At 59.9% G+C, this 23328-nt stretch carries 24 protein-coding genes and 1 riboswitch; of the genes, 15 read left to right on the top strand and 9 right to left on the bottom strand.

Annotation, left to right across the window (positions count from 1 at the left end; all coding sequences use genetic code 11):
• Positions 1-47 precede the first annotated feature (47 nt).
• Both JXR15_RS02120 and JXR15_RS02115 read left to right on the top strand, forming a co-directional pair.
• Positions 48-1385 (top strand): M16 family metallopeptidase, encoded by a 1338-nt coding sequence (locus JXR15_RS02120; protein ID WP_422051592.1) that lies wholly within the window; start codon positions 48-50, stop codon positions 1383-1385.
• The gene (locus tag JXR15_RS02115; RefSeq protein WP_422051591.1) at positions 1382-2680 is read left to right on the top strand and encodes a M16 family metallopeptidase; all 1299 of its coding nucleotides are present in this window, start codon (positions 1382-1384) and stop codon (positions 2678-2680) included. Before JXR15_RS02120 ends, JXR15_RS02115 begins: the two co-directional genes overlap by 4 nt.
• Before the next feature lie 70 nt (positions 2681-2750).
• Here the strand turns inward: JXR15_RS02115 and JXR15_RS02110 are convergent, their stop codons facing one another.
• Together JXR15_RS02110 and JXR15_RS02105 are read right to left on the bottom strand one after the other, a co-directional pair.
• A complete protein-coding gene (locus JXR15_RS02110; RefSeq protein WP_422051590.1) occupies positions 2751-3272 on the bottom strand; it encodes a GIY-YIG nuclease family protein in 522 nt (173 codons plus the stop codon).
• Between the two features lie 262 nt (positions 3273-3534).
• Entirely contained in the window at positions 3535-4089 is a 555-nt protein-coding gene (locus JXR15_RS02105) for a TetR/AcrR family transcriptional regulator (protein WP_422051589.1), read from the bottom strand.
• A 122-nt stretch (positions 4090-4211) separates the two neighbouring features.
• On the opposite strand from JXR15_RS02105, the gene JXR15_RS02100 reads away from it, so the two are divergent.
• From JXR15_RS02100 to JXR15_RS02040, 13 genes are all read left to right on the top strand, one after another.
• The gene (locus tag JXR15_RS02100) at positions 4212-4682 is read left to right on the top strand and encodes a YHS domain-containing (seleno)protein (RefSeq protein ID WP_422051588.1); all 471 of its coding nucleotides are present in this window, start codon (positions 4212-4214) and stop codon (positions 4680-4682) included.
• A gap of 109 nt (positions 4683-4791) precedes the next feature.
• Positions 4792-4899, top strand: a riboswitch (TPP riboswitch).
• Between the two features lie 50 nt (positions 4900-4949).
• Positions 4950-5753, top strand: a complete 804-nt coding sequence (thiD, locus tag JXR15_RS02095; protein ID WP_422051587.1) for a bifunctional hydroxymethylpyrimidine kinase/phosphomethylpyrimidine kinase — start codon at positions 4950-4952, stop codon at positions 5751-5753.
• Positions 5750-6727: an FAD-dependent oxidoreductase gene (locus tag JXR15_RS02090; protein WP_422051586.1), complete on the top strand. Its 978-nt coding sequence runs from the start codon at positions 5750-5752 to the stop codon at positions 6725-6727. The genes thiD and JXR15_RS02090 overlap by 4 nt, the downstream gene beginning before the upstream one ends.
• Entirely contained in the window at positions 6711-6905 is a 195-nt protein-coding gene (thiS, locus tag JXR15_RS02085; RefSeq protein ID WP_422051585.1) for a sulfur carrier protein ThiS, read from the top strand. Before JXR15_RS02090 ends, thiS begins: the two co-directional genes overlap by 17 nt.
• A 3-nt stretch (positions 6906-6908) precedes the next feature.
• Positions 6909-7682 carry a thiazole synthase gene (locus JXR15_RS02080; protein ID WP_422051584.1) on the top strand — a complete coding sequence of 258 codons (774 nt, stop codon included), beginning with the start codon at positions 6909-6911 and terminating at the stop codon, positions 7680-7682.
• Entirely contained in the window at positions 7679-8275 is a 597-nt protein-coding gene (locus JXR15_RS02075; RefSeq protein WP_422051583.1) for a thiamine phosphate synthase, read from the top strand. The genes JXR15_RS02080 and JXR15_RS02075 overlap by 4 nt, the downstream gene beginning before the upstream one ends.
• Entirely contained in the window at positions 8272-9237 is a 966-nt protein-coding gene (locus tag JXR15_RS02070) for a HesA/MoeB/ThiF family protein (RefSeq protein WP_422051582.1), read from the top strand. The genes JXR15_RS02075 and JXR15_RS02070 overlap by 4 nt, the downstream gene beginning before the upstream one ends.
• A gap of 16 nt (positions 9238-9253) precedes the next feature.
• Complete coding sequence (locus JXR15_RS02065; RefSeq protein WP_422051581.1) at positions 9254-10201, top strand: ABC transporter substrate-binding protein; 948 nt, start codon at positions 9254-9256, stop codon at positions 10199-10201.
• Positions 10201-10881, top strand: coding sequence for a thiaminase II (gene tenA / locus JXR15_RS02060; RefSeq protein ID WP_422051580.1), 681 nt, complete (start codon positions 10201-10203; stop codon positions 10879-10881). Before JXR15_RS02065 ends, tenA begins: the two co-directional genes overlap by 1 nt.
• Positions 10878-11606, top strand: a complete 729-nt coding sequence (locus tag JXR15_RS02055; protein ID WP_422051579.1) for an ABC transporter ATP-binding protein — start codon at positions 10878-10880, stop codon at positions 11604-11606. Before tenA ends, JXR15_RS02055 begins: the two co-directional genes overlap by 4 nt.
• Positions 11603-12337 (top strand): ABC transporter permease, encoded by a 735-nt coding sequence (locus JXR15_RS02050; protein WP_422051578.1) that lies wholly within the window; start codon positions 11603-11605, stop codon positions 12335-12337. Before JXR15_RS02055 ends, JXR15_RS02050 begins: the two co-directional genes overlap by 4 nt.
• Positions 12338-12514: 177 nt before the next feature.
• A complete protein-coding gene (locus JXR15_RS02045) occupies positions 12515-14350 on the top strand; it encodes an ATP-binding protein (RefSeq protein ID WP_422051577.1) in 1836 nt (611 codons plus the stop codon).
• On the top strand, positions 14341-15423 hold the full coding sequence (locus JXR15_RS02040; protein WP_422051576.1) for an extracellular solute-binding protein: 1083 nt from the start codon (positions 14341-14343) through the stop codon (positions 15421-15423). Before JXR15_RS02045 ends, JXR15_RS02040 begins: the two co-directional genes overlap by 10 nt.
• Positions 15424-15432: 9 nt before the next feature.
• Here the strand turns inward: JXR15_RS02040 and JXR15_RS02035 are convergent, their stop codons facing one another.
• The 7 genes from JXR15_RS02035 to JXR15_RS02005 form a co-directional block, all read right to left on the bottom strand.
• Positions 15433-16233: a CpsD/CapB family tyrosine-protein kinase gene (locus tag JXR15_RS02035; protein WP_422051575.1), complete on the bottom strand. Its 801-nt coding sequence runs from the start codon at positions 16231-16233 to the stop codon at positions 15433-15435.
• 91 nt (positions 16234-16324) lie between these two features.
• On the bottom strand, positions 16325-16852 hold the full coding sequence (locus JXR15_RS02030) for a hypothetical protein (protein WP_422051574.1): 528 nt from the start codon (positions 16850-16852) through the stop codon (positions 16325-16327).
• Position 16853: 1 nt separating this feature from the next.
• The gene (locus JXR15_RS02025) at positions 16854-18974 is read right to left on the bottom strand and encodes an NAD-dependent epimerase/dehydratase family protein (RefSeq protein WP_422051573.1); all 2121 of its coding nucleotides are present in this window, start codon (positions 18972-18974) and stop codon (positions 16854-16856) included.
• Positions 18971-19939 (bottom strand): glycosyltransferase, encoded by a 969-nt coding sequence (locus tag JXR15_RS02020; RefSeq protein ID WP_422051572.1) that lies wholly within the window; start codon positions 19937-19939, stop codon positions 18971-18973. Before JXR15_RS02020 ends, JXR15_RS02025 begins: the two co-directional genes overlap by 4 nt.
• Complete coding sequence (locus JXR15_RS02015; protein WP_422051571.1) at positions 19936-21159, bottom strand: glycosyltransferase family 4 protein; 1224 nt, start codon at positions 21157-21159, stop codon at positions 19936-19938. The genes JXR15_RS02020 and JXR15_RS02015 overlap by 4 nt, the downstream gene beginning before the upstream one ends.
• Entirely contained in the window at positions 21156-22133 is a 978-nt protein-coding gene (locus tag JXR15_RS02010) for an NAD-dependent epimerase/dehydratase family protein (RefSeq protein WP_422051570.1), read from the bottom strand. The genes JXR15_RS02015 and JXR15_RS02010 overlap by 4 nt, the downstream gene beginning before the upstream one ends.
• On the bottom strand, positions 22130-23263 hold the full coding sequence (locus JXR15_RS02005) for a Gfo/Idh/MocA family protein (protein WP_422051569.1): 1134 nt from the start codon (positions 23261-23263) through the stop codon (positions 22130-22132). Before JXR15_RS02005 ends, JXR15_RS02010 begins: the two co-directional genes overlap by 4 nt.
• Positions 23264-23328 lie beyond the last annotated feature (65 nt).

The raw sequence follows: 23328 nt of genomic DNA, 5'->3' as shown, positions 1-23328 counted from the left end.
TCGGGGGCGTAACTATTTGTACAAGCCTGTTTTAAGGAGAATGTTTTATGTTGCGACGCTTAGTCTGTGCGCTGGCGCTTGGGGCGATGACTGCGCTGCCCGCGCAAGCGGAGGATCAGGTCACCGATTTTATGCTGGAGAACGGCATGCAGGTGGTGGTGGTGGAAGACCACCGTGCGCCGGTGGTGATGCATATGGTCTGGTACAAGGCGGGGTCCGCCGATGAGAAACCCGGCGTGTCCGGCGTGGCGCATTTTCTGGAGCATCTGCTGTTTAAGGCCACGGACACATTGGAGTCTGGCGAGTTCTCCGCAACCGTGGCAGCCAATGGCGGGCGGGACAATGCCTTCACCAGCTATGACGTGACCGCGTACCACCAGCGCGTGGCGGCGGATCGGCTGGAGCTGATGATGACAATGGAGAGCGACCGGATGGTGAATATCCGGCTTGGGGAGGAGGAGATCCTGACCGAGCGCGATGTCATCATCGAGGAGCGCAATCAGCGGGTGGAGAACAACCCCGGGGCGCTGTTCCGGGAGCAGTTGAACGCATCGCAATACCTCAATCACCGCTATGGCATCCCAATCATTGGCTGGCGGCACGAGATGGAAGCGCTGGGGCTTGAGGACGCGCTGGAATACTATGGGACGTACTACGCGCCCAACAATGCCATCCTAATCGTGGCGGGTGATGTGGATCCTGAAGAGGTCAAGGCACTGGCGGAGCAATATTATGGTGTGATCCCGGCCAATCCGGACCTGCCAGAGCGCGCACGGCCGAGTGAGCCACCGCAGACCAGCGCGCGGCGGATGGAGTTTTACGATGCGCGCGTGGCGCAGCCTTATGTGACGCGGTCCTACCTTGCTCCAGAGCGCAACCCAGGTGACCAGCGGGGCGCGGCGGCGCTGACCCTTCTGGCGGAGCTATTGGGCGGCGGGCAGACCTCTGTGCTGAGCCAGAAGCTGCAATTTGAGGACAAGAACTCGATCTATGCCACTGCTTGGTATCGAGGCACTTCGCTGGATGCGACGACGTTCAACCTGCTGACCGTGCCTGCGCCGGGGATTGAGATGCAGGAGGCCGAAGATGCTATGGACGCGGTTGTGGCCGAATTCATGGAAACCGGTGTGGTTGAAGCGCATTTGGAGAGGATCAAGATGCAGCTGCGCGCCAGCCAGATTTATGAGCGCGACAACGTGGACAGTGTTGCCAACCGCTATGGCCGGGGGCTGACCTCAGGGCTGACTATTGCCGACATTCAGGCATGGCCGGAGATTTTGCAGTCGATCACGTCCGAGGAAATCATGGCGGCGGCAGAGATGATCTTTGATCGCAAGAAGTCGGTGACCGGCTGGCTGTTGACAGAAGAGGAGGCGGCGCAATGATCCGTGCTTTCATCACATGTGTGACGCTGTTTGTGGCTGTGCCTGCCTGGGCGGAGATCAATATCAAGGAAGTCACGTCACCCGGCGGCATCAATGCTTGGCTGGTCGAAGAGCCTTCCATTCCTTTTGTGGCGTTGGAAATTCGATTCAAAGGCGGCACCTCGCTGGACGCTGAAGGTGCGCGTGGGGCCACAAACCTGATGGTGGGGCTCTTGGAAGAGGGCACTGGTGACATGGACGCGCAGGGTTTTGCCAAGGCGAGCGAAGAGCTGGCGGCGCAGTTTGGCTATGACAGCCATGCTGATGCGGTGTCGATTTCTGCGCGTGTGCTGACCGAGAACCGAGATGAGGCACTGGCTTTGCTTCGCAAGTCGCTGGTGGCGCCCAGCTTCCCGCAGGATGCGCTGGACCGTGTGCGCGAGCAGGTGTTGTCTGGCCTGCGTTCCGATCTGAAAGACCCGGACAAGATTGCCGGAGCGCGCATGGCGGAGATCATCTATGGTGATCATCCGTACGGCAGCGCAGGGGAAGGCACAATTGAGAGCGTGACCCACCTGACGCGTGAAGACATGATTGCCGCGCACAGAGGCGCGATGGCGAAAGACCGGCTGTTTGTGGGCGTGGTGGGTGACATCACCGCCGAGGAACTTGGCCCGCTGTTGGACACCCTGCTGGGGGATCTGCCAGAGACCGGCGCGCCGATGCCGGGGGATGCCGTGGTGGATATCATGGGCGGCGTCGATGTGGTGGATTTTGACACGCCGCAATCCGTGGCAGCCTTTGCCCAGAACGGTATCGATCGCGACGACGAGGACTTCTTTGCCGCCTATGTGCTCAACACCATCTTGGGCGGCGGCGGCTTTGAAAGCCGTCTGATGGAGGAGGTGCGGGTGAAGCGTGGTCTGTCCTATGGCGTCTACAGCTACATCGTGCTGCGTGATCTGGCGAATGTCTACATGGGCAGCGTGTCCTCCGCGAATGACCGCGTGGCGCAGGCGATTGAGGTCATTCAGGATGAGTGGGCTTTGATGGCGGCCGAAGGCCCGACAGAGGATGAGGTGGAGAAAGCCAAGGCGCTGCTCACTGGGGCCTATCCGCTGCGGTTTGACGGCAATGGGTCGATTGCGACGATCATGGTGGCCATGCAGATGGACAACATGCCCATCGACTACATCGCCACTCGTAACGACAAGGTTGATGCGGTCACGGTGGAGGATGTGAAACGCGTGGCCGGAGAGCTGCTGACGCCGGAGAAGCTGCAGTTTGTGGTGGTGGGCAAGCCTGAGGGGCTGTGAGGGCTACCGCTGATTAGAAAGTGAGGCGCGGGAGGTGAGAGCCTTCCGCGTTTTTTTTGGTGGGCTGACTTCACTCTGCAATTGCGACGCGGGACTGGTAAGTTTCCCGCCATTCCCAATAGCCGATTTGTTCCCACTCTTCAGCTTCGCCAAAATTCATTTTTTGTCGATTAAGTTTTGGTCCGACTGTGGCGATTAGGAGCGCTTCAAGGTTCCCTATCGTAGTGGATGTATCGTCTGTTACGTCTTGAGTTGGCTTCTCCAATGACAGGACGCCAGTTTCATCTACGGTTGTGCTGACGGGATTAAAACCAAACCACGAAAAGCGATCCCACTTATTTGCTAGGTGGTCATTTTGGTGGTCGCGAAGGCGGGCTCCGAGGCGTTCGCCTTTGGCTAAGCCAACATACGCGGGTCCATAGTCATCAAATAGAATATATATGCCTTGTTGAAAGCGAAAATCAGCGACTTTGAGACCTGGGCGGTTTTTACCAACTCGGCCCAGAAGGCGGAATTCTCTTTTGTTACCTTGTCCAGGAGACCATTCAATTTCTTCGGCACTCCAAAAGAGCCCATAACTAGTTACACGCATTGTATTTCAATTCTTTGTTTGTTTCTAATACTTTAGTATTGTGTTGGAGTGATGAAATCAACCCAAGGTATTGTGATTTTACGGCTAGTCGCGGAAGAAGGCGTTGAGGAATGAACCGCTATGACCTGTCGAACAAATCCCCTCTACTGAGCGCCGTGATTGAGCTTGCTGGAGTACGCGATTGATGACCTCAGAAAAAAGAAGTGCTATTGTGATTTTGAGGGGACTGGAAGTTTCCAGAAGCAACCTAGCAACCCTAATTTCACTCCCCCAACAACCGCCGGATCCGGCCTTCCCAGTCATCCTGCGCGCGACCTGATTTGCCCATGGCTTGAAAGCCAAAATAGAGGTGCAGAATCATCTCGGCCAAGTCGGCGCGGTGGTCTGCGGACAGGCCAACATCCCGCACCTCCAGCACGCCGAGAATGCCTTCTTTTAGGCGGTCTGCCATCTCCTGTGTTTTTTGCGCAACCTTCGGGTTGTCAGGGGCAACCTCTACCATGGCGTTGCAGATGAAGCAGCCCATGTCGGCTTTGCCCGACGGGGTGAACAGCGGCATCAGGCAGGTGGTGGCCAAAGCCGCGTCGCAGGCTTTGAGCATTGCCAACGTGGTGGAGACCACCTCGGTATCGTAGCGCAGCAATGTCTGGAAATAGACCGTCTCTTTGTCAGCGAAGGCTTTGTAAAAACTGCCACGGGTGAGGCCCATGGCCCGCAAAAGATCGGGCAGGTTGGTGGCTTTGTAGCCTTGCCGCCAAAAGATCGCCATCGCGCCGCCGATGGCTGTGCTGGTGTCAAACTCTCTGGGTCTCGCCATGGTTTTGTCCTCACGCAATGCTCACGCTCAGTTGATTTGTACCATTTGGTTCCGAATTGTAAACAGGCAATAGGAACTGATTGGTTCCGAATTCAGACCATTCAACAAAGGGACCTCCCCCAATGAACGTTTTTAAATCTCTGATCACTGGTGCCGCGTTCTCCGTGGCTGTGGCCACCTCCGCTTTTGCCGCTGGCGTTGAACTCAACGCGTCTTCCACTGGTCTTGCGATGCAGGGCTATGACCCGGTGGCCTATTTCACCGATGGTGCGCCAACCAAAGGCGACTACCGGATCACGTCGAGCCACAACGACGCCAACTACTGGTTCTCAAGCGAAGAGCACAAAGCGGCGTTTGAGGCTGACCCGGAGGCTTATCTGCCGCAGTACGGCGGCTACTGTGCCTTTGGCGCGGCGATGGGCTTCAAGTTTGATGGCGACCCGGAGCACTGGAAGATTGTTGACGGCGAGCTGTTCCTGAACCTGTCCAAAGACGTGCAGGCGCGTTGGGTCGAAGACATCCCGGGCTTTATCGAAAAAGCCGACACCAACTGGACCGACATCGCAGACAAAGATCCGGCCAGCCTGCAATAAGGCACCCTGCCACCACTCCTTTGGCCGTTGGCCCTCACCGCGCAATCGGTGGGGGCTTATGCCTGTGAGGCGCAGCGATTGACGTGGGGGATGGCTTTGTCTAAGAGGCAGATAACCGTTGGGGTGTTCTGCATGGCAGGGCTGAGAATCGCTTAGGCGTAAACCCATCGAACCTGATCCGGGCAATACCGGCGGAGGGAACGGTGTCAAAGTAGATGACGTTTTTGCCGCGCGGAATCCCGTTTTTGAAACTGGGAGACGTCACTTATGGCCGATATCGCTTTGACAATTGCAGGCTCCGACAGCGGCGGCGGTGCGGGTATTCAGGCAGATTTGAAGGCGTTTTCAGCGCTGGGCACCTTTGGCACCAGTGTGGTCACGGCGGTGACGGCGCAGAACACGCAGTTCGTTACGGCGGTGCATCCCATCCCGCTGGACGTAGTGCGGGCGCAGATCGACGCGGTGCTGTCGGACATGAACGTGGGTGCAATCAAGATTGGCATGCTGGCGACGCCGGAGATCATACACACGGTGGCCGACGCGATTGCCGACTTCACCGGTCCGGTGGTGCTCGACACGGTGATGGTGGCGAAATCCGGTGACAGCCTGTTGGCGGAGGACGCCGTGATGACCCTGCGGGATGTGCTCGTGCCGCGCGCGACGGTGATCACCCCCAACCTGCCCGAGTCGGCGGCGCTTCTGAAAGAGGAGTTTGCCACGAACGAAGAGCAGGTTGTGGCACAGGGGCAGGCGTTGTGTGCGGTGGGCGCACAGGCGGTGCTAATGAAGGGTGGCCATGCGGATGGGGACATCTGCCATGACTACCTGATGACCTATGAAGGTATGCAACTGGAGCTGACCGCGCCGCGCAAGCAGACCAAAAACACCCATGGCACCGGCTGTACGCTGTCGTCGTCGATTGCCGCCGGGCTGGCCAAGGGCTTGCCGATGACGGAGGCGGTGACGGAGGCGCATGAGTACCTACAGGGTGCAATTGCGGCGGCCGATGATCTGAACGTTGGCAAAGGCCATGGGCCGTTGCACCACTTCCACCGGGTTTGGAAAGCGTGACAACCTATTCTGTCATAGGCGCTGGCGTGGCTGGTCTGGCCGTGGCCACCGAGCTTGTCGAGCGTGGGGCCGAGGTGCAGGTGTTTGATCCCGCTGGCCCGCCCGGCCCGCATGGGTGTAGCTGGTGGGCGGGCGGCATGTTGGCGCCGTGGTGTGAGTATGAAAACGCCGAAGAACCTGTGCTGCGGCATGGGCAGGACGCGATTGGTTGGTGGTCGGCGCACACCACGGTGACCAAGGCGGGCACGCTGGTGGTTGCCAACAAGCGCGACCTGCCAGACATGCGCCGGTTTGCACGGCGTACCGAAGGCTTTGCCGAGGTTGGTCGCGAGAAAGTGGCCGCGTTAGAGCCTGATTTGCACGGCTTTGGGCAAGGGCTGTTCTTTGAGGACGAAGCCCATCTTGATCCGCGCAAGGCCTTGCAAGACCTGTATCGCGGTTTGGCGGAAAAGGGCGTGAAGTTTCACAAAAAGATCGCGCCGACCAACCTTGAGAACGCGATTGATTGTCGGGGTCTGTCGGCGCGGGAGTACCTCTATGACCTGCGCGGCGTGAAAGGTGAAATGCTGATCATTCGCGCGCCGGATGTGGAGATCACCCGGCCCGTGCGCCTGCTGCACCCGCGTATCCCGCTTTACATCGTCCCACGTGGCGAGGGCGTCTACATGCTGGGTGCGACCTCGATTGAGAGCGAAGACAGCAGCCGGATCACCGCACGCTCGATGCTGGAACTCTTGAGCGCGGCTTTTGCGTTAAATCCAGCCTTTGGCGAAGCGGAAGTGCTGGAAATCGGCGTCGATCTGCGCCCGGCCTTCCCGGACAACCTGCCGCGCATTCGCCGCCTTGGGCGGACAATTTACGCCAACGGGTTGTACCGTCATGGCTATTTGCTGGCCCCTGCGCTGGCCAAAGGGGTGGCCGATCTGGCGCTTCATAACATTCATTCGGAGATGGTCGATGAAGATCGTGCTTAACGGAGAGGCCCGCGAGGTGGCGGCCACGGATTTGGCTGGGCTTTTGGCTGAGTGTGGCTTTTCGGGGCGCGTGGCGACCTCGCTCAACGAAGAGTTTGTGCCTGCCGGTTTGCGCACGGCGCAGACATTGGCGGATGGCGACCGCGTCGAAGTGGTTGCTCCGATGCAGGGGGGCTGAGCGATGGGCAAGACGTTTTATGGTGTTGAGCTGCCAAACCCGTTGATGCTGGGCACGGCGCAATATCCAAGCCCGGCGATTTTGGAAGAGTCGTTTCGGGCCTCCGGCGCAGGAGTGGCAACCGTGTCTTTGCGCCGTGAAGGTGCCGGTGGCGCGGGGCAGACTTTCTGGCAAATGATCGCGGATCTGGACGTGCTGGTGCTGCCCAACACCGCAGGCTGTCACACGGTGAAAGAGGCGGTGACCACCGCGCATATGGCGCGGGAGGTGTTTGACACCAAGTGGATCAAACTGGAGCTGATTGGCCACACCGACAGTTTGCAGCCGGATGTCTTCCAACTGGTTGAGGCAGCGCGAATTCTGTCCGAGGACGGCTTTGAGGTGTTCCCCTACACCACCGAAGACTTGATCGTGGGGGAGCGTCTGCTCGAGGCGGGTTGTGAGGTGCTGATGCCCTGGGGCGCGCCAATTGGCTCTGGTCGGGGCCTCAACAACACCTATGCGCTGCGGGCGATGCGGGCGGAGTTCCCGGAGGTGCCGTTGGTAGTGGATGCAGGCATTGGCTTGCCAAGCCATGCAGCGGCGGCGATGGAATTGGGCTTTGATGCGGTGTTGCTGAACACGGCGGTGGCCAAAGCCGGTGATCCGGTGATGATGGCCAAAGCGATGATGGGGGCTGTTGAAGCAGGGCAATTGGCCTGCGAGGCGGACCCGATTGAGGCGCGCGACATGGCGGAAGCCTCCACACCGGTAATTGGAAAGGCGTTCCTGTCATGAGCCTGCATAAGTTTTATCCGATCTTTGACGATGTGAGCTGGCTCAAGCGTATGTTGCCGCTTGGCATCAAGCTGGTGCAGTTGCGCATCAAGGATGCCTCTGATGATCACGTGCGCACGCAGATCACTGAGGCTCAGGCGCTGTGTCGTCAACATGACTGTGTGCTGGTGATCAACGATTACTGGCAGGCGACGATTGATCTGGGCTGTGAGTGGCTTCACTTGGGCCAAGAAGATCTGGATGACGCTGATCTGAAAGCCATCCGCGCCGCTGGAATCAAATTGGGCGTATCCACCCATGATGATGACGAGTTGGAGCGGGTGCTGGCGATGATGCCGGACTATGTCGCTCTGGGGCCGGTCTATCCAACCATTCTGAAAAAGATGAAATGGCACCAACAAGGCCTGCCGCGTGTGACCGAATGGAAAGCGCGTGTGGGAGAGGTGCCGCTGGTGGGCATCGGCGGCATGTCGGTGGAGCGTGCGGCGGGCGTGTTTGAGGCGGGGGCAGACATCGTCTCTGCGGTCACCGACATCACGCTGAACGATGGTCCTGAGGGCCGTGTGCGCCAGTGGCTGGAGGTCTGCAAGTGAGCCGCTACGCGCGCCAGATGATCCTGCCGGAAGTGGGCGCGGATGGGCAGGTGGCGCTGACCACGGCCCATGTGCTGGTCATTGGCGCGGGTGGTCTGGCGGCGAGTGTGTTGCCGTTGCTGGCGGGCGCAGGTGTTGGACGCATCACGATTGTCGATGGCGACACGGTGGAACTATCCAACCTGCATAGGCAGACGATGTTTACCGAAGGTGACCAAGGCCAAGCGAAGGCGAAAGTGGCCGCCATGCGATGCAAAGCGATCAACAGTGAGATTACGCTTGAGGCTGTGGAGACCAAGTTGACCCCCGCCAATGCCCCTGCGCTGCTCGACGGCGTGACTTTGGTGATGGACTGCGCCGACAGTTATGCGGTGAGCTACACGCTGAGCGACCTGTGTTTCGCGCAAAACATCCCGCTGATCACCGGCTCTGCCCTGGCGCTGTCCGGTTATGCCGCAGGAGTCTGTGGCGGCGCGCCGTCCTTGCGGACGTTGTTCCCGGAGGCGCCAGAAAGCGGTGCAAGCTGCGCGACGGCGGGCGTGATGGGGCCGGTGGTGGCCCTGATCGGCGCGATGCAAGCACAGATGGCGCTGGCGACCTTGATGGGGCATCAACCCAGCCCGCTGGGGCAGATGGTGCAGTTTGACGCCAAAACCATGCGCAGCGCGCCGTTTCGCTTTGATGCTGCGCCGGAGCCGGACACCGCCTTTGAGTTTGTCGCGCCGGAGATGCTCACCGCTGCCGACACCATAGTCGAGCTACGTGGCACGGAGGAAGCGCCGGAGCCTGCGCATCCAGACGCGATCCGCCTTCTGCCGGAGCAGTTGAAAGAAAACTTGCCAATCGCCGAGGGGCGGCTGGCCTTGTGCTGTGCAACCGGACTGCGGTCCTGGCGTGCGGCGGAAACCACCCAAGAGATTTGGCCCGGCGAGATTGTTCTTGTCGCGGCTTCCGCTTCTTAGAACGAGAGGAAACGTAATGAAGCACCTTATCGCAGCTGTGGCCCTGATGGCCGCAACTCCGGCCATGGCGGCTGACAAGATGACCCTTCTGCTGGATTGGTTCATCAACCCCGATCACGGCCCGATCATTGTGGCTCAGGAAAATGGCTATTTTGAAGAAGTAGGCTTGGAAGTAGAAATTGTGGCCCCGGCCGACCCCTCCATGCCGCCACGTCTTGTGGCTGCGGGTCAGGCAGAGCTGGCGGTGTCTTACCAGCCACAACTGCACCTGCAGATCCACGAAGGTCTGCCGCTGAAGCGTGTTGGCACGCTGGTGGCCACCCCGCTGAACTGTCTGTTGGTTCTGGAAGATGGCCCGATCAAAACTCCGGCTGACCTGAAAGGCAAGAAAGTTGGCTTCTCTGTGGCTGGCGTGGAAGAGGCCGTGCTGGGCGCGGTGCTGGGTAAATATGGCGTCTCCACCGATGACATCGAACTGGTCAATGTGAACTTCTCCCTGTCGCCATCTCTGATGTCTGGGCAGGTGGACGCCGTGATCGGCGCTTACCGGAACTTTGAGTTGAACCAGATGGACATCGAAGGTCACCCAGGCACCTGTTTCTACATCGAGGAAGAGGGTGTGCCGTCCTATGACGAGCTGATCTATGTCGCCAATCCAGAGACCATGGATGCCGACCAGATCGCGCGTTTCATGGCGGCGACTGAGAAAGCTACTCAGTACATCGTGAACAACCCCGCCAAGAGCTGGGAAATCTTCTCCGGCACCTCTGTGGAGCTGCAGGACGAGCTGAACAAACGCGCTTGGGTCGACACACTGCCACGGTTTGCGCTGCGTCCCGCGGGTTATGATGCCGGTCGTTATGTGCGCTTTGAGCAGTTCCTGCACGACAGCGGCATGATCCCGTCGATCAACCCGGTTGAGGCGATCACTCTTGATGTGACCGCGCCGGCGATGAGCCAATAATGAGCGCTCAAACCTACGGCCGTGCTTATACGCTGATGCGTGAGGCGGCAGGCGAGGCATGGGGGGACTACACCCGCCATGCCTTCGTCGAAGGGCTGCGCGATGGCTCGTTACCGCGTGAGGCGTTTCTGCACTACTTGCGCCAAGACTATGTGTTTCTGATCCACTTCTCCCGCGCCTGGGCGCTGGCGGTGGTGAAGTCAGAAACCCATGCCGAAATGCTCGGTGCGGTCGCAACAGTGAACGCGCTGGTGGCGGAAGAAATGCAGCTGCACGTGGGTATCTGCGAGGCTGCAGGCATTCCACAGGACGAGCTGTTTGCCACGCCGGAGCGGGCCGAGAACCTTGCCTACACACGCTATGTATTGGAGGCCGGGTATTCTGGTGATCTGCTTGATTTGCTGGCGGCACTTGCGCCTTGCGTGATGGGCTATGGTGAGATTGGCGCGCGGTTGGGGGCGGAAAAAACCTCCGACACCTATGCCGACTGGATCAACACCTATGCCGGTGAGGGCTATCAGGGCGACTGTGCCGCCGTGGGCCAATTGCTGGATGGCGCGCTGGAACGGCGTTTGGGCAAGGATTTTGAGACCAGCCCGCGCTTTGCCGCGCTGTGTGACAAGTTCCGCAAAGCCACTGAGCTGGAAGTGAACTTCTGGCAGATGGGGATGACCCCATGACTTTGGCGCCCGGCATCACCTTAGAGGGGCAGGCCTCGATTGAGGGGCGGCAGCTGTTTGCGCCGCTGTCGCTGTCCTTGGATGCCGGGCGCTGGACCTGCCTGTTGGGGGGCTCCGGCGTCGGCAAAACCACGGTTTTGCGGTTGATGGCGGATCTGCCAACAGGCGCGGATTTTGACGGAGAAATCCTGGCCACCGACAAAACGCCGGTGGCGGAGCGCATTGCCTATATGGCGCAGGATGACCTGTTGTTGCCCTGGGCGACGGTGGAGAAAAACATTGCCTTAGGTGCCCGGCTGCGGGGTCAAAAGGCGGATGCGGCGCGGATGGAGCGCTTGTTGGACCGGTGCGGCCTGCAAGACCATCGAGGCAAGAAACCCAGTGAACTGTCCGGCGGGCAACGACAGCGGGTGGCGCTGGCGCGAACGTTGATGGAAGACAAACCCATCATTTTGCTGGATGAGCCGTTTTCGGCGCTGGATGAGAAAACCCGGGCCGCGATGCAGGATCTGGCTGCGGACCTGCTCACCAATCGCACTGTTTTGGTGGTGACGCATGATCCGGGAGAAGCGGCTCGCTTGGGCCACGCTATTTACGTGATGACCGCCGCCGGGCTCACTTCGGTTGCCCCGCCTGCGGCACCTGTGCCTCGGCCGGTCGATGCAACGGACACCATAACATGCCGCTCTGATCTGTTGCGCCTGCTGATGGAGACAACGACATGAAGCTGTGGCCTCCCATTGCTGCGACCGTATTTGCTCTGTGTGTGTGGCAAGCCATTGTCTCCCTGACCGGGGTGCAGAAGTTCATCCTGCCCAGCCCGGCGCTGGTAGCGGAGACGTGGTGGTTCAATCGCTGGGTGATTGCCGAGCACACGTTGATCACATTGAATGAAATTCTGATCGGGCTGGTCATCGGGATTTCGCTGGGTGTTGTCACCGCGTTGACGCTGGCCTCGTCCAAAACGGCGCGCACGTTGCTGGCTCCGATGTTGGTGTTCACGCAGGCCCTGCCGGTGTTTGCCCTGGCACCTATTCTGACGCTGTGGCTGGGCTATGGGATTTGGTCCAAAGCGGCCATGGCGGTTCTCATCACCTATTTTCCGGTCACGTCAGCTTTCTTTGACGGGTTGATGCGCACACCACCGGGCTATCTTGATCTGGCCAAAACCATGCAGGCCAGCCCGCAGCGTGTTTTGTGGCACATTCGGGTGCCGGCGGCTTTGCCCAATCTGGGGGCAGGCGTGCGTCTGGCCGCGGTTTACGCCCCTATCGGGGCGGTGATCGGCGAGTGGGTTGGATCCTCCAAAGGGCTGGGGTATTTGATGCTACTGGCCAACGGTCGGGCCAAGACCGATTTGATGTTTGCTGCCATGTTGACCCTGGGGGTGCTGTCGGTGCTGCTCTACGTTTTGATGGCCAATCTGACCCGACGATTGGGCGATCGGGAGACTTGAGCGGGTTGCGGACGCGGTAAAACCCAAAGCGGTTTGGTGTGTTTTTAGGAAAATGCGCAACAAAACCAATAAAACTCGACAGAAACGCTTCGGAACGCGCCGACCTTAAGACTACATTAACTCCCTGCTGGCACAGATTTCAGGTGGATTTATTTGAGTTTGTAGACTGACCGCTGAATGTCGAAATTACGCATCACACGACAATATCTCCGTTGGCGGAGCGGCATCGCGCTAAGCATTGTGCTTGCGGCAGCGATTACGGCGATGTGGGTGGCATTCATTGGCCGTGATACGGTGGCGACGCGCAATCAGAACACCGCCTCTATGGACACGCTGCTGTTGTCGCTGTCGGAGATGTCGATGGCGTTTCAGGAATTGCGCATGTCGCCGGCGTCGCAACGCGGCAAAAATTCCAAAGCGCATGTGCGCCGGGCGTCGCATGCGGCAGAGGAAGCCGCGCAGCGCATCTCACTGGAACGCACGTTGAAGACCTTCTCACCTGAGGGGCAAAGCATTTTGCGGCGGGACGCAATGAACCCGCTGCTGGAGTTGGAAGACGTTTTGTTTTTGGCGGACGTGGCGGTGGATCCGCGCCAAAACATGACGGATGTGGCCCGTGCCGCCGGCATGGCTGGCGATTTGGCCATGCGGCTGTTGCCGATCTTTAACCGCATCAAACAGGCCGAGCTGGCTGCCGCACAAGAGGCGGCTGACACGCAGGTGACCTACGGGATTTTTGCTCTGGTAATCACCTTGCTGGGTGTTGGGCTTGCGGCGCGGTTTGTGCATCTGCCGATGGAGCGCTACGTGATCCGGGCGCAAAATGAGATTGAGCGCAATCAGCGCAAGGCTGAGGCGGCGTCAGAGGCCAAATCCATGTTCTTGGCCACCATGAGTCACGAAATTCGCACGCCACTCAATGGCGTTCTGGGGCTGGCAGATGTGTTGAAGGAAACACAACTGGGTTCAGACCAGAAACGCATGGTCACAATGATCCAAAGCAGCGGTCAGGCGCTGTTGCAATTGATCAACGATGTGTTGGATCTGGCCAAAATCGAGGCCGGTAAAATTGACCTCAAGTATGAAGGCTTTGATGTTCAGGCCCTGTGCCAGGAAACGGCTGAGCTGTTTTCCGGTCAGGCGGCGCAAAAGGGTGTGACGCTTACAGTACACACCGCGCCCTCGGAGGCCGGGTGGTTTGTGCACAGCGCGCCACAGGCGCTGCGGCAGGTGTTGGCCAATCTTGTTGGCAATGCGGTGAAGTTTACCGAGCAAGGGGTCATTGAGCTGCACTTGGAAGATGTGCCGCCTTCCCATGGCGAGGAGCGGCGTTTGCGAATTGCCGTGACGGATGACGGCATTGGCATTGCGCCCGGTGCGTTGGAACGCATTTTTGGACAATTCGAACAAGCAGACTCCAGCACCACCACCCAATTTGGTGGCACGGGTTTGGGTCTGTCGATTGTGCAGCGCATGAGCGAGGCGCTGGGCGGGCACGTGCGCGTGGAGAGCACCTTGGGTGAAGGCTCCGAGTTTATTCTAGAACTGCCAGTGGGCATCGCCCAGCGGGAGGTGGTCGTAACGCCGGAGCGAGACGTTGTGCATTTTGGCAAACGCGTGCTGGTGGCGGATGACAATCGGGTCAACCAGGTTGTGGCCCGCAAAATCCTCGAAACTCTCGGGTGTGAGGTTAGTTTTGCCGCCAATGGGCTCGAAGCGGTGGATCGGGCGGCCAATTGGAATCCCGATCTGATTTTGATGGATGTGCGCATGCCGATGATGGATGGCTTACAAGCCACCCGCGCCATCCGAGCCGACACGCGCCACATGGCGGCATCGGTGCCCATTGTAGGGCTATCTGCCAACGCTCTTGCGGAACATCGTGAAGAGGCGGCGGAGGCAGGAATGTCGGGCTATGTGGAAAAGCCGGTGACACGGCTGGCCCTCAAGACGGAGCTTTTGCGGCACTGGCCAGCGACGGCACAGCAACAGGAGAATGGCACATGGGCTTAACGCGGAGTGCACGTGTCGCTGCGGCGGCTTTGGGACTGGCGGCGTCGCCACTGAAAGCCGGTGAAGACGCTATTTGGTTCTATGCGTGGAACAACACGATTCCACAGGCAGTGGTGCAAAGTTTTGGCGAGCGCCATGGCATCAATGCTGTAGTTGATACGTTTATGGTGGCCGACGAAGTGGAAGCCCGGTTGGCTGCGGGCGGGACCGGGTACGACTTGGCTGTGGTGCCGGTTGAGATCATGCCGCGGTTGGTGAGCATCGATGCACTGCAGCCTTTTGATGCGCAAGAGCGGGCGCGGTTGCACGGCAGCCATCCTGAGCTGATGGAGAAACTGTCCGAAGCGGTGCCGATGGCCGAACAATATGCGGTGCCGTTTTTGTGGGGCACCACTGGCTTGATGGTGGACATCGATGATGTGCTGGAGCGGGTGCCTGAGAGCGCGTTGCACACATGGGATCTGGTGTTTGACCCCAAATATGCGTCTCAGCTTGCGGACTGCGGTATCACCATTGCCGACGCTGTGCAGGAGGTGGTTGCCATTGCGCTGAACTATCTCGGTCGCAACCCCAATTCGATGGCAGAGGACGATCTGGATGCGGCGTTTGATCTGTTGGCGGGAATTATGCCGTATGTGAACAGCGTTGATGGCAGCCAGCAGGAACAAATTTTGCAAAATGAGGCTTGTGTGGCGCTGACCTGGAGCAGCGACGCCTTGGCGCCACAGTCGCAATTGGGGCGCGATGAGGTGCGGTATTTTGTGCCCGAAGAAGGCACCGTTTTATGGGCGGATGTCTTGGTATTGCCGAATGATACCGGTCACTTGGAGCACAGCCACAAGCTGTTGCGTTACATGAATGAACCAGAAGTACTGGCTAAGGTTTCGCAATTTTCACTGGCGTTGACCGATATCCCGGTATCACACGCCGCGTTGCAGGACATTGATCGAGAGATTTTGGAGCAGGTGGCGCCCAAAGATCGTCGGGATAAGCTGTTTATGCTCACCCCGCGCACCGGATCGGAAAAGCGCATTCTGGACCGGCGTTGGCGCCGGATGCAGCTGGGCCTGTAAGGCGTTGGATCAGTAGGACACCGGTCCGTCCGCCTTATTCAACATCACGCCCAGGATGGGTTTCACCTCTGACAGGATTTGCTCGACCTTGGTGATGTCTTCGGCGGTGGATATGCCGCCGCCCGCGACCACCAGCACGGCATCGACATTGGGCAAGAAGCCCAGCACGTCGTCAAATTCCAGCGCCGGTGGCATGTCAAACAGCATCAGATCGGGGCAGAGCGCCTCTTCCAGTTCTTCAAGCACCTCGGCAGCGATGTCGTTTTGAAAGAGTTCCGCCGAGTTTTCGCTGGAGCTGTCGTTTAAGGCCACGGCGAGGTTGGGCTGCACCCGTTGCAGGAAATTCTCGGGCGCGATCACACCGCTGAGGTAATCGGCCATGCTGTCTTTGGCGGAGAGACCCAGGGTCTCGGCTAGGCTTGGGGAGCGCAGGTCCATATCCAGCAACACAGTGCGCACGGAGTCGAGCCGTGAAAAGGCCATGGCCAAGTTGGTGGTGACAAAGCTGCTGCCACATCCACGGGTCGGCGCGGTCACGGCGACGCGGCTCCAGCCATGCTCGTTGAGCGCCTGCAACAGACGGGTGCGCAGCATGTCAAAGGCCGCATGGGCCGGATGGCTGCGGGTGGCGCTGACGATGAAGTTTTTCTCTAGATCCGCGTCCTTGAGCGCAGCCACGGTCAAGCCTTCCCAGAACACATCTGGGTCATGCACGACAGGCAGCCGCGCCTCCTCATACGATGCGTCACTTGATGGCTCGGCAACCTCCTCTTCGGGGAGGTCGGTCTCGTGGGTCTGATCTGTGCTCATGGCGCGTGAATCCGCTCTGTTTGAGGCAAAACTATCAGGGCAATGCGGACAAAAGAAAGGCACCATTGCGGAGATAGGGGGACAGGGCCTCTTAGAAGTCACGCCCCAGCGTCAAGGCCCGCGTGATTTCTCGGATTACATCGGCGCGGGCAGGGTGGTCCGCGTCGGCGTAAAAGGCGTGTGCCGCGTTGGGAAGAACAGTGGCCTTGTCTGGCACCGAGTCGAGCCAATCCTCTGACGGTCGTCCCGGATCAGTTTCTCCAAAAAACACCTGTGTTGGCACCCCAATAGCGCTTTCATCGCGCAAGCGTGTAGAGGAGACGCAGATCAGACCGGCGAGTGAAGCACCGGCTTGAACGGCTTTCCACAGCGCGGTGCCACCGGCGCTGTAACCGAGGCCAATGAGGTGCGGCTGATCTGCCAAGCGGTCGTTCAACGCGGCAATCGCACGCGCCATACCGTTCTCTTTGAACAGGTGATGGTGCAAGGCTTCGCCGCTAAGCGCGGGTTGGCCGCAGAGACCGGCCAATGACAGCCGCGCTGTCACGGGCAGGCCGCGACTGAAACACAACTCTGCTTCCGGCGCACCGTGGATGTCTGTGACAACGATAAGCGACATGTCAGAAGCCAAGCAGGTTGGCCTCATCAATGGCTTTGGTCAGGAACACATCGCGGCGCCGCTCCGGCTCCCAGCCGAGCACCTTTTTGGGCAGGCTGTTGTCAAACGGCGAGAAATGCGCGCGGCTTTTCCAGTCAGCCAAGGACGGGTTGGACAACCCGCCACGACGCAACACCTGTTTCTTCAGGACATATTTCACAGAGGCAGAGGCGTAAAACGCGGTTAGGTTGCCCGGCTTCACTTTGATCCGCGCGCCCAGACGGGCGTGGATCGCGTCAAAATAGTCGGTCGCAGAGAACATCGGTTCCCCCACCAAATTGAAGATCTGCCCCAAAGCATCGTCATTTTCCGCCATCAGGATCAGCCCTTCGGCGATATCCTCATTAAGCACAAACGGCAGGATATGCTTGCCCTTGCCCCAGATGCGCACCGCGCCTGCGCCGTGCCAGCGGCCAATGCCCCAATGCTGCAACGGCCCGCCTTTGCCCAGCACAATGCCGGGGCGGGCAATTACTAGCGGCAGGTCGCATTTTCGGTGCATCTCCAGCAGCCGCGCCTCACATTCCGCCTTGGATCTCGCGTAGATATTCCGGTCGCTCATGTCGTCGCCAAAGCCCAGGCTTTCGCGGATGGTCACGTTGGGATCTGACATGTCGTAGCTGGCGATGGTGCCGGTGTAGATAAACCGTTTCACGCCCGCGGCTTGTGCTGCCTGAGCGATGGTTTCCGTCACCGCCACGTCGTTTTTCAGCGCCGCCTCCCAGGTGGCGTCCATGGATTTGCCGAGGTGGTAGACAATCTCGATGCCCTCCATGGCTTCGACGAGTTGATCCGGGTCGCGCAGGTTGGCGCCAAATAGCTCGACATGGTCGGCGACGTCATCAAACGGCCCGGAGGTGCCGCGCGACAGCACGCGGACATCGCGGCCTTTGGCGACCCAGGCGCGGGTCAGGTCACGGCCAATGAAGCCGGTGCCGCCGATCACCAGAACAGACGGCTTCGGCTTGGCGCGGCTTGCGGGTTTCGGTTTCTTCGCAGGCTTCGGCATCAGCGCGATGGCATCGTCAATCGCTTGCATCACCAATGTGGCGTTGTCGCCATGGAAACGTGCATCCAAGTCGCGGCCCGAGCGGATGGCGCTGTAAAATGCCGCGGTCAGCCCGGCAAAAGACAGGCCGTAAGGCGACTTGCGGTTCAGAGACACCAACTGCCGCGCGCCATTCACCACACCTTCGCGCAGGTGCTGACCGGCAAGGCCCATCTGGCGCAGGAATGGGTTCGCGACGATGTCCGCGGCGTTTTCCGCATCCACGGTTAGAACGTCGTGGGCGTAGTCATAGCGCGCTGTAGCGGTGGAGCCGTGCAGGATCACCGAGCGGTCGTCCATGGTTTCCACCAGCGACAGGTTGAGCGTGATCGACACATCTCCAGCTGAGGCCAGAATGCGCCAGCCCTGCGGACGCGTGGTGTCGCCGGGGATTTCTACTGGTTTGGACAGGCTGAGATGCTCGATGGTAAGCGGGCCAAACAGGTCCACGGCAAAGGCAAACAAGTGCGGCCCCAGCTCCAGCAGCATATTTTTCGGTTCCCGCAGCAGCCATAGCCCATAGGGCCCGGAGCGCAGCGGCATCATCGGGAAGTTCCAGTTGATCTCCGCGCTGGCAACGCGGCCTATCTCGCCCGCTTCAAGCCGGGTTTTGAGACGCTGGTAGCCCGGCGTGCCCATGAAATTGTGCCCGGCGGCAAAGACACGGCCTGCGTCAGAAGCGATCTGCTGGATTTCGGCGGTTTCGGCACCGGAGAGCGCCACCGGTTTTTCCACCAGCACGTGATGGCCTGCGGCCAGGCAGGTTTCGGCCAGCGCCCGGTGGGTGCCCGGCGGCGTAACGATGTGGATGGCATCGGCCACTTTGGCGGAGAGCAGCTTGTCCAGATTGGTATAAGCCGCGATGCCATAGGTCTGCGCGAGCGCATCGGCGGCGGCGCGGGATTGGTCACAGACCGCGACCAGCTCCACACCTGGTGTGGCCAGAATGGCGGCGGCGTGCCAGTCAGCGATGTAACCTGCCCCCAAAAGGGCGGCGCGGATCGGGCGGTCGTCGGACAATGTGTTCATGCTCATTTATACTCGATGATGCGCATGGCGCGGCCACGGATGCGGCGCCAATGAAACAGGATCATGCCCATCACATTGGGCAGTTTGGACAGGGTCAGAAGGCGCGCGTGGCGCCAGGCTTCCCAATAGGGTAACCCCTCGCGGACAAGGCCGTTTTTGGTGCGGATGTAATTCGTGACATAGATCGCGAGTACCAACAGGAACAGCAACGCGCTGTCCATCAGGCCCCAGAGCGCCAGCAAGGGCAGGAGCAGGCCGTAAATCACGCCGCGCAGTTGTTCCTTGCGGAAATACGGCGGGTGCATCCAGCCCACCTGGGCAAAGCCATGGCCGGTGCGCACCGCGCGCTGCCACCATTGCCCAAAGCGCAGCATTGCGGCGTCATGGCGGGTCATTTCCTGCGGCAGGCGGCGCAGTTTCCAACCGGCTTTGGCAAGGCGCACGCAGAATTCGTCGTCCTCGGCGGCAATCACCGTGGCGTCAAACCCACCAGCCTCCACGAAGGCTTTGGACCGCACCATCATGTCACCACCACAGGCAACAATCTCGCCTGCCGGGCGGTGCCATTCAAAATCACACAGCGCGTTGTAGACACTGCGCTCGGGATAGAGCTCCGCCCGCCAGCCGGTGATCAGGCCCAGGCTATCATCCTCACGCAAGGCCTTTTCGCCTGCTGCGATCCAGCCGTCGACCACAATGCAATCGCCATCCACAAACTGCACAAACTCCGGCAGGTCACCGGTTTGCGCCAGCGCGTCAAATCCAGCTTGGCGCGCGCGGGCGGCGGTGAAAGGCAGGCTGTTGTCCAGCTCGACGACCAGCGCGCCAACCTTGCGCGCCTCGGCGACGGAATTGTCCCAGCTGCCGCTGTCGACATAGACCATCTCCACGCCCTGCGCTTGCAAAGAGGCGAGGCAGGCGATCAGGCGTTTGCCCTCGTTGCGCCCAATGATGACGGCGGTGGTGCTCATGTTTGGCCCCCGTCCAGCAGTTCACCCAGACGTGCGGCTTCCTTTTTGATGTCAAAAGCCTTTTCCACCATGGCGCGCCCTGCGATGCCCATCGCCGTGGCGCGGGCCGGGTTGGCGAGGATTTTGCCAATGGCATCGGCCAGTGCATGTGGGTTGCCGGGCGGCACCAACAGGCCGGAGGCGCCATCGGTCACCAACTCTGGAATGCCCGCAATATGCGTGGTTACAACCGGGCGCCGCGCCGCCATGGCTTCCATCAGTACCACAGGCACGCCTTCGGCAAAGCTGGGCAGGACAAAGAGGTCAGAGGCGGCCAGCGCCTCGGCCACTTCGGATTGCGATTTGTAGCCGACAAAAGACACGTTGTCTGACAGACCTGCCGCCTCGGTCTGATGCTCCAGCGCCTTACGGCCCGGCCCATCGCCAATCACGGTGAGGTAGATCTTTGGGAACTCGGCTTTCAGCGGTTCCAGCGCGCGTAGCAGGATCGGCAGGCCTTTCACAGGCGCCAGACGGCCAACAAACAGCAGATTGGTCTCCACCGGGTCTTCGCTTGCATCATACCGCGCGGGTTCCACGCCGCAGTGGATGATGTGCAGCTTGGACCAATGTTTCGGATCGCTAAACGCCATCGCCTGCGAACGGCAGAAATGGCTGATACAGGCGACAAATTTGGCTCGTTTGATTTTCTCGTCCAGCCGCCAGTGATCCGGCGCAAAGAAGATGTCCGGCCCGTGCAGGGTGAAGCTGAAGGGGATGCCCGACAGCTCGCTCATCAGCATGGCAACAGTGCAGGAGGACTTGGCAATGTGGTTGTGCAGGTGCCACACGCCTTTCTTGCGCAGATGCGCGGCCAATACGGCGGCTTCGGCAAAATAAAACAGCTGAAAGATCAGGTTGCGGAAACCGGGCGGCGCGGTTTTGACTGCCAAAACCAGCGCTTTGAAAAACCGCACAGGGTTGCGTACCAACGCGCCAAAAACGGCGCTCAGTAGGGTCACTGGCGATTTTGCAGCAGCAAGAATGTAAAAGGTGGCTTTGGCCTCGGCCTTTTGCTCTTCGCCGACGAGATGTTCCACACCGGTGCGGCGCACGGAGCAGGTTTCCACCGGCTGGCCTAGGGCGCGCAAGGCTGCGACCTCGCGCTGGATAAAGGTATCGGTGGCGCGGGGGTATTCGCCGGTCAGATAGGCGATGGGGGTCTTTTTAGTGTCGCTCACGGCGGAGGGGCCTGCTGCTCTTGCTGCTCAATCGCGGCCTGCATCGCAGCCGCAAACGGCAGCATTGTGACAGGGCCAAGGCGATTGTGCATCATGGTGTTTGAATAGTGAACGGGGCGGTGGCGGGCTTCCAGCACGGCGCGGCGCAGAAGGCCGGGCAGGGAGGGGCTGTTTGGTGTCAGAAATGCCGCGAGACGCCAGAGGATCAGGGGCGTTGGCCAGACCCGTTTGGGCCAACCACAGGCGCGAAACGCGGTCAGGAAGGCTGCGCGGCTGGGGCGATCGTCGTCCAGCACGTTGAGCGTGCCGACACCGGTGTTTTCATGGGCCGCTTTAAGCAGCGCTTCGGCGGCCAAGTCGACGCGGCACAGAGGCACTTCGCCGCCGCCGTCGATTTTCAGCAAAGTGCTGCCGACCGCTGGCCCGATGTGGGCGTTGAACAGGTGATCCGGCCCCCAGACGGCCCCAAGACGCAGGATTGATAGCGCATAGCCATAAAGCGAAGCGCCGTCACGAAAGAGGGTTTCCTGTGTGAGCTTGGCCTGCGAATAGGCATCCCGCCCGTCGGTGTTCACCCGTGTGACTTCGTCCACCGTCCGGCCTTTGGGCACGCCACTCACGTCATAGACCGAGAGCGATCCCGCCAGTGCTACATGGGGCACCTGCGCGCTGATCACCGCGTCGATCACCGCCACTGAAGCTGCCACCGTGTCACGTTCCTGATCGCCGGACAGTGTCGCTGCACAGTGGATCAAGGTTTGGATGCCGGTCAAAGCCTGCGCCAGTTCGTCTCCCGTTGCGGTCAGGTCCATCGCAAAGATTTCAACGGTGTCATCTGCCTGCCATGCGGCGGGCACCTTCGCCATATCGCGCACAAACAGACGCAATGCGGAGCCCTCGGCGCGGGCGCGCTCCACGCAGTGGCGCCCGATAAAGCCTGTGGCTCCGGTTATGGCTAGGGTGGCCCCGCTCATGTGGCCCAAGGCATGGGCGCCATTGGCTCACAGCGCGTGGTCATGTCTTGTGCGCAGCCATCCGCCCCGGAATTTTGAATGGCCAGCGTGACCTCATTGAGGTGCAGGGCAAAATCTGGTGAGAGGCGGCACGGACGGCCCTCGGCCAAGGCGTCGAGCATTTCGGTAGGGCCAAGGGCAAAGTTCATCGCCGCCGCGCCCCAGCGCTCCACCTTGGGGTGGGTGTCGCCTTTGATCTTTTGCCGCGTGCCAATCGGATGCTCGACCAATCGACGGCGCAGTGTGAAGCGGCGGTGGAATTTGACCGGTGCGTCATTGTCCCAGGCCTGCTTCACTTGAAGCACGCCATTGTCGCCAAACACGCGGATTTTGTGATCGTGGCTCGCCACAATCGAGCAGGTCAGTCGCGCGGTGATGCCGTTTTCAAAGAACAGCGTGGCGGTGGAAAAGTCTGGCGTGCCGGTGATCTCCTTGCCCGGCAGGCATTCGGCAGAGGCTGCCACCACGCGACGTACCGAGCCAAACATGCCAATCAGCCAGGTCAGGTAGTAGCCGGCATGTTCCAGGGTGCAGCCGACGGCAAACTCGTCCTCAGCAGGCCAATGCGCGCCGCTTTCGCTTGTCCAATCGGCATATGGCGCCTGCGGGATAAAGCCGTCATCCAGCTCGGCGTAAATCAGGCGCACAGGGCCAGCCACGTCATCACGAATGGCTTTGCCCAAGGTCTGCGCCGCTTCGCCTAGCACCGAACAAGGCGCGGAGGACAGCAGTAGGCCTTTTTGTGCAGCCAGCTCATGCAGCGCGATGGCATCGGCCATTTCTGTGGCCAAAGGTTTCTCGGAATAGACGTGATGCCCCGACTCCAGACAAGCGCGCGAGACATCGTAATGCGCACTGGGGTTGGTCAGGTTTAGCACCAGCGAGCCTTGCGGCAGGTTGGCCAGAAATCGTTCCAAACTGTCCGCAGTGTGCAGGTTCCAGTGATCGGCAAAGGCTTTTAAGCGATTGGGATCATGGTCGTACACCTGCGTCACCGCGATGTCGGGATGGGCAGCAAAGGACCGCATGTAGAGGTCGGCGACAAAGCCGCATCCGATGATCGACACACTGCGGGTTTGGGCGGCAGTCATGGGTGGGAATCCTTTTGAACCAATACGGCATGACTATAGGTATTTTGGCGTGAAATACCACCGAG

The sequence above is a fragment of the Shimia sp. genome (assembly GCF_049116215.1).
GTDB lineage: Bacteria > Pseudomonadota > Alphaproteobacteria > Rhodobacterales > Rhodobacteraceae > Shimia.
Note: the sequence above shows the minus strand (reverse complement) of the source record. Positions and strands in the feature narration are given on the sequence as shown.

Bases quoted from the DNA above. Each gene is read 5' to 3' on its own strand.
- JXR15_RS02120 (WP_422051592.1), top strand. From the start codon at position 48: ATGTTGCGACGCTTAGTCTGTGCGCTGGCGCTTGGGGCGATGACTGCG.
- JXR15_RS02115 (WP_422051591.1), top strand. From the start codon at position 1,382: ATGATCCGTGCTTTCATCACATGTGTGACGCTGTTTGTGGCTGTGCCT.
- JXR15_RS02110 (WP_422051590.1), bottom strand. From the start codon at position 3,272: ATGCGTGTAACTAGTTATGGGCTCTTTTGGAGTGCCGAAGAAATTGAA.
- JXR15_RS02105 (WP_422051589.1), bottom strand. From the start codon at position 4,089: ATGGCGAGACCCAGAGAGTTTGACACCAGCACAGCCATCGGCGGCGCG.
- JXR15_RS02100 (WP_422051588.1), top strand. From the start codon at position 4,212: ATGAACGTTTTTAAATCTCTGATCACTGGTGCCGCGTTCTCCGTGGCT.
- thiD (WP_422051587.1), top strand. From the start codon at position 4,950: ATGGCCGATATCGCTTTGACAATTGCAGGCTCCGACAGCGGCGGCGGT.
- thiS (WP_422051585.1), top strand. From the start codon at position 6,711: ATGAAGATCGTGCTTAACGGAGAGGCCCGCGAGGTGGCGGCCACGGAT.
- JXR15_RS02080 (WP_422051584.1), top strand. From the start codon at position 6,909: ATGGGCAAGACGTTTTATGGTGTTGAGCTGCCAAACCCGTTGATGCTG.
- JXR15_RS02075 (WP_422051583.1), top strand. From the start codon at position 7,679: ATGAGCCTGCATAAGTTTTATCCGATCTTTGACGATGTGAGCTGGCTC.
- JXR15_RS02065 (WP_422051581.1), top strand. From the start codon at position 9,254: ATGAAGCACCTTATCGCAGCTGTGGCCCTGATGGCCGCAACTCCGGCC.
- tenA (WP_422051580.1), top strand. From the start codon at position 10,201: ATGAGCGCTCAAACCTACGGCCGTGCTTATACGCTGATGCGTGAGGCG.
- JXR15_RS02055 (WP_422051579.1), top strand. From the start codon at position 10,878: ATGACTTTGGCGCCCGGCATCACCTTAGAGGGGCAGGCCTCGATTGAG.
- JXR15_RS02050 (WP_422051578.1), top strand. From the start codon at position 11,603: ATGAAGCTGTGGCCTCCCATTGCTGCGACCGTATTTGCTCTGTGTGTG.
- JXR15_RS02045 (WP_422051577.1), top strand. From the start codon at position 12,515: ATGTCGAAATTACGCATCACACGACAATATCTCCGTTGGCGGAGCGGC.
- JXR15_RS02040 (WP_422051576.1), top strand. From the start codon at position 14,341: ATGGGCTTAACGCGGAGTGCACGTGTCGCTGCGGCGGCTTTGGGACTG.
- JXR15_RS02035 (WP_422051575.1), bottom strand. From the start codon at position 16,233: ATGAGCACAGATCAGACCCACGAGACCGACCTCCCCGAAGAGGAGGTT.
- JXR15_RS02030 (WP_422051574.1), bottom strand. From the start codon at position 16,852: ATGTCGCTTATCGTTGTCACAGACATCCACGGTGCGCCGGAAGCAGAG.
- JXR15_RS02025 (WP_422051573.1), bottom strand. From the start codon at position 18,974: ATGAGCATGAACACATTGTCCGACGACCGCCCGATCCGCGCCGCCCTT.
- JXR15_RS02020 (WP_422051572.1), bottom strand. From the start codon at position 19,939: ATGAGCACCACCGCCGTCATCATTGGGCGCAACGAGGGCAAACGCCTG.
- JXR15_RS02010 (WP_422051570.1), bottom strand. From the start codon at position 22,133: ATGAGCGGGGCCACCCTAGCCATAACCGGAGCCACAGGCTTTATCGGG.
- JXR15_RS02005 (WP_422051569.1), bottom strand. From the start codon at position 23,263: ATGACTGCCGCCCAAACCCGCAGTGTGTCGATCATCGGATGCGGCTTT.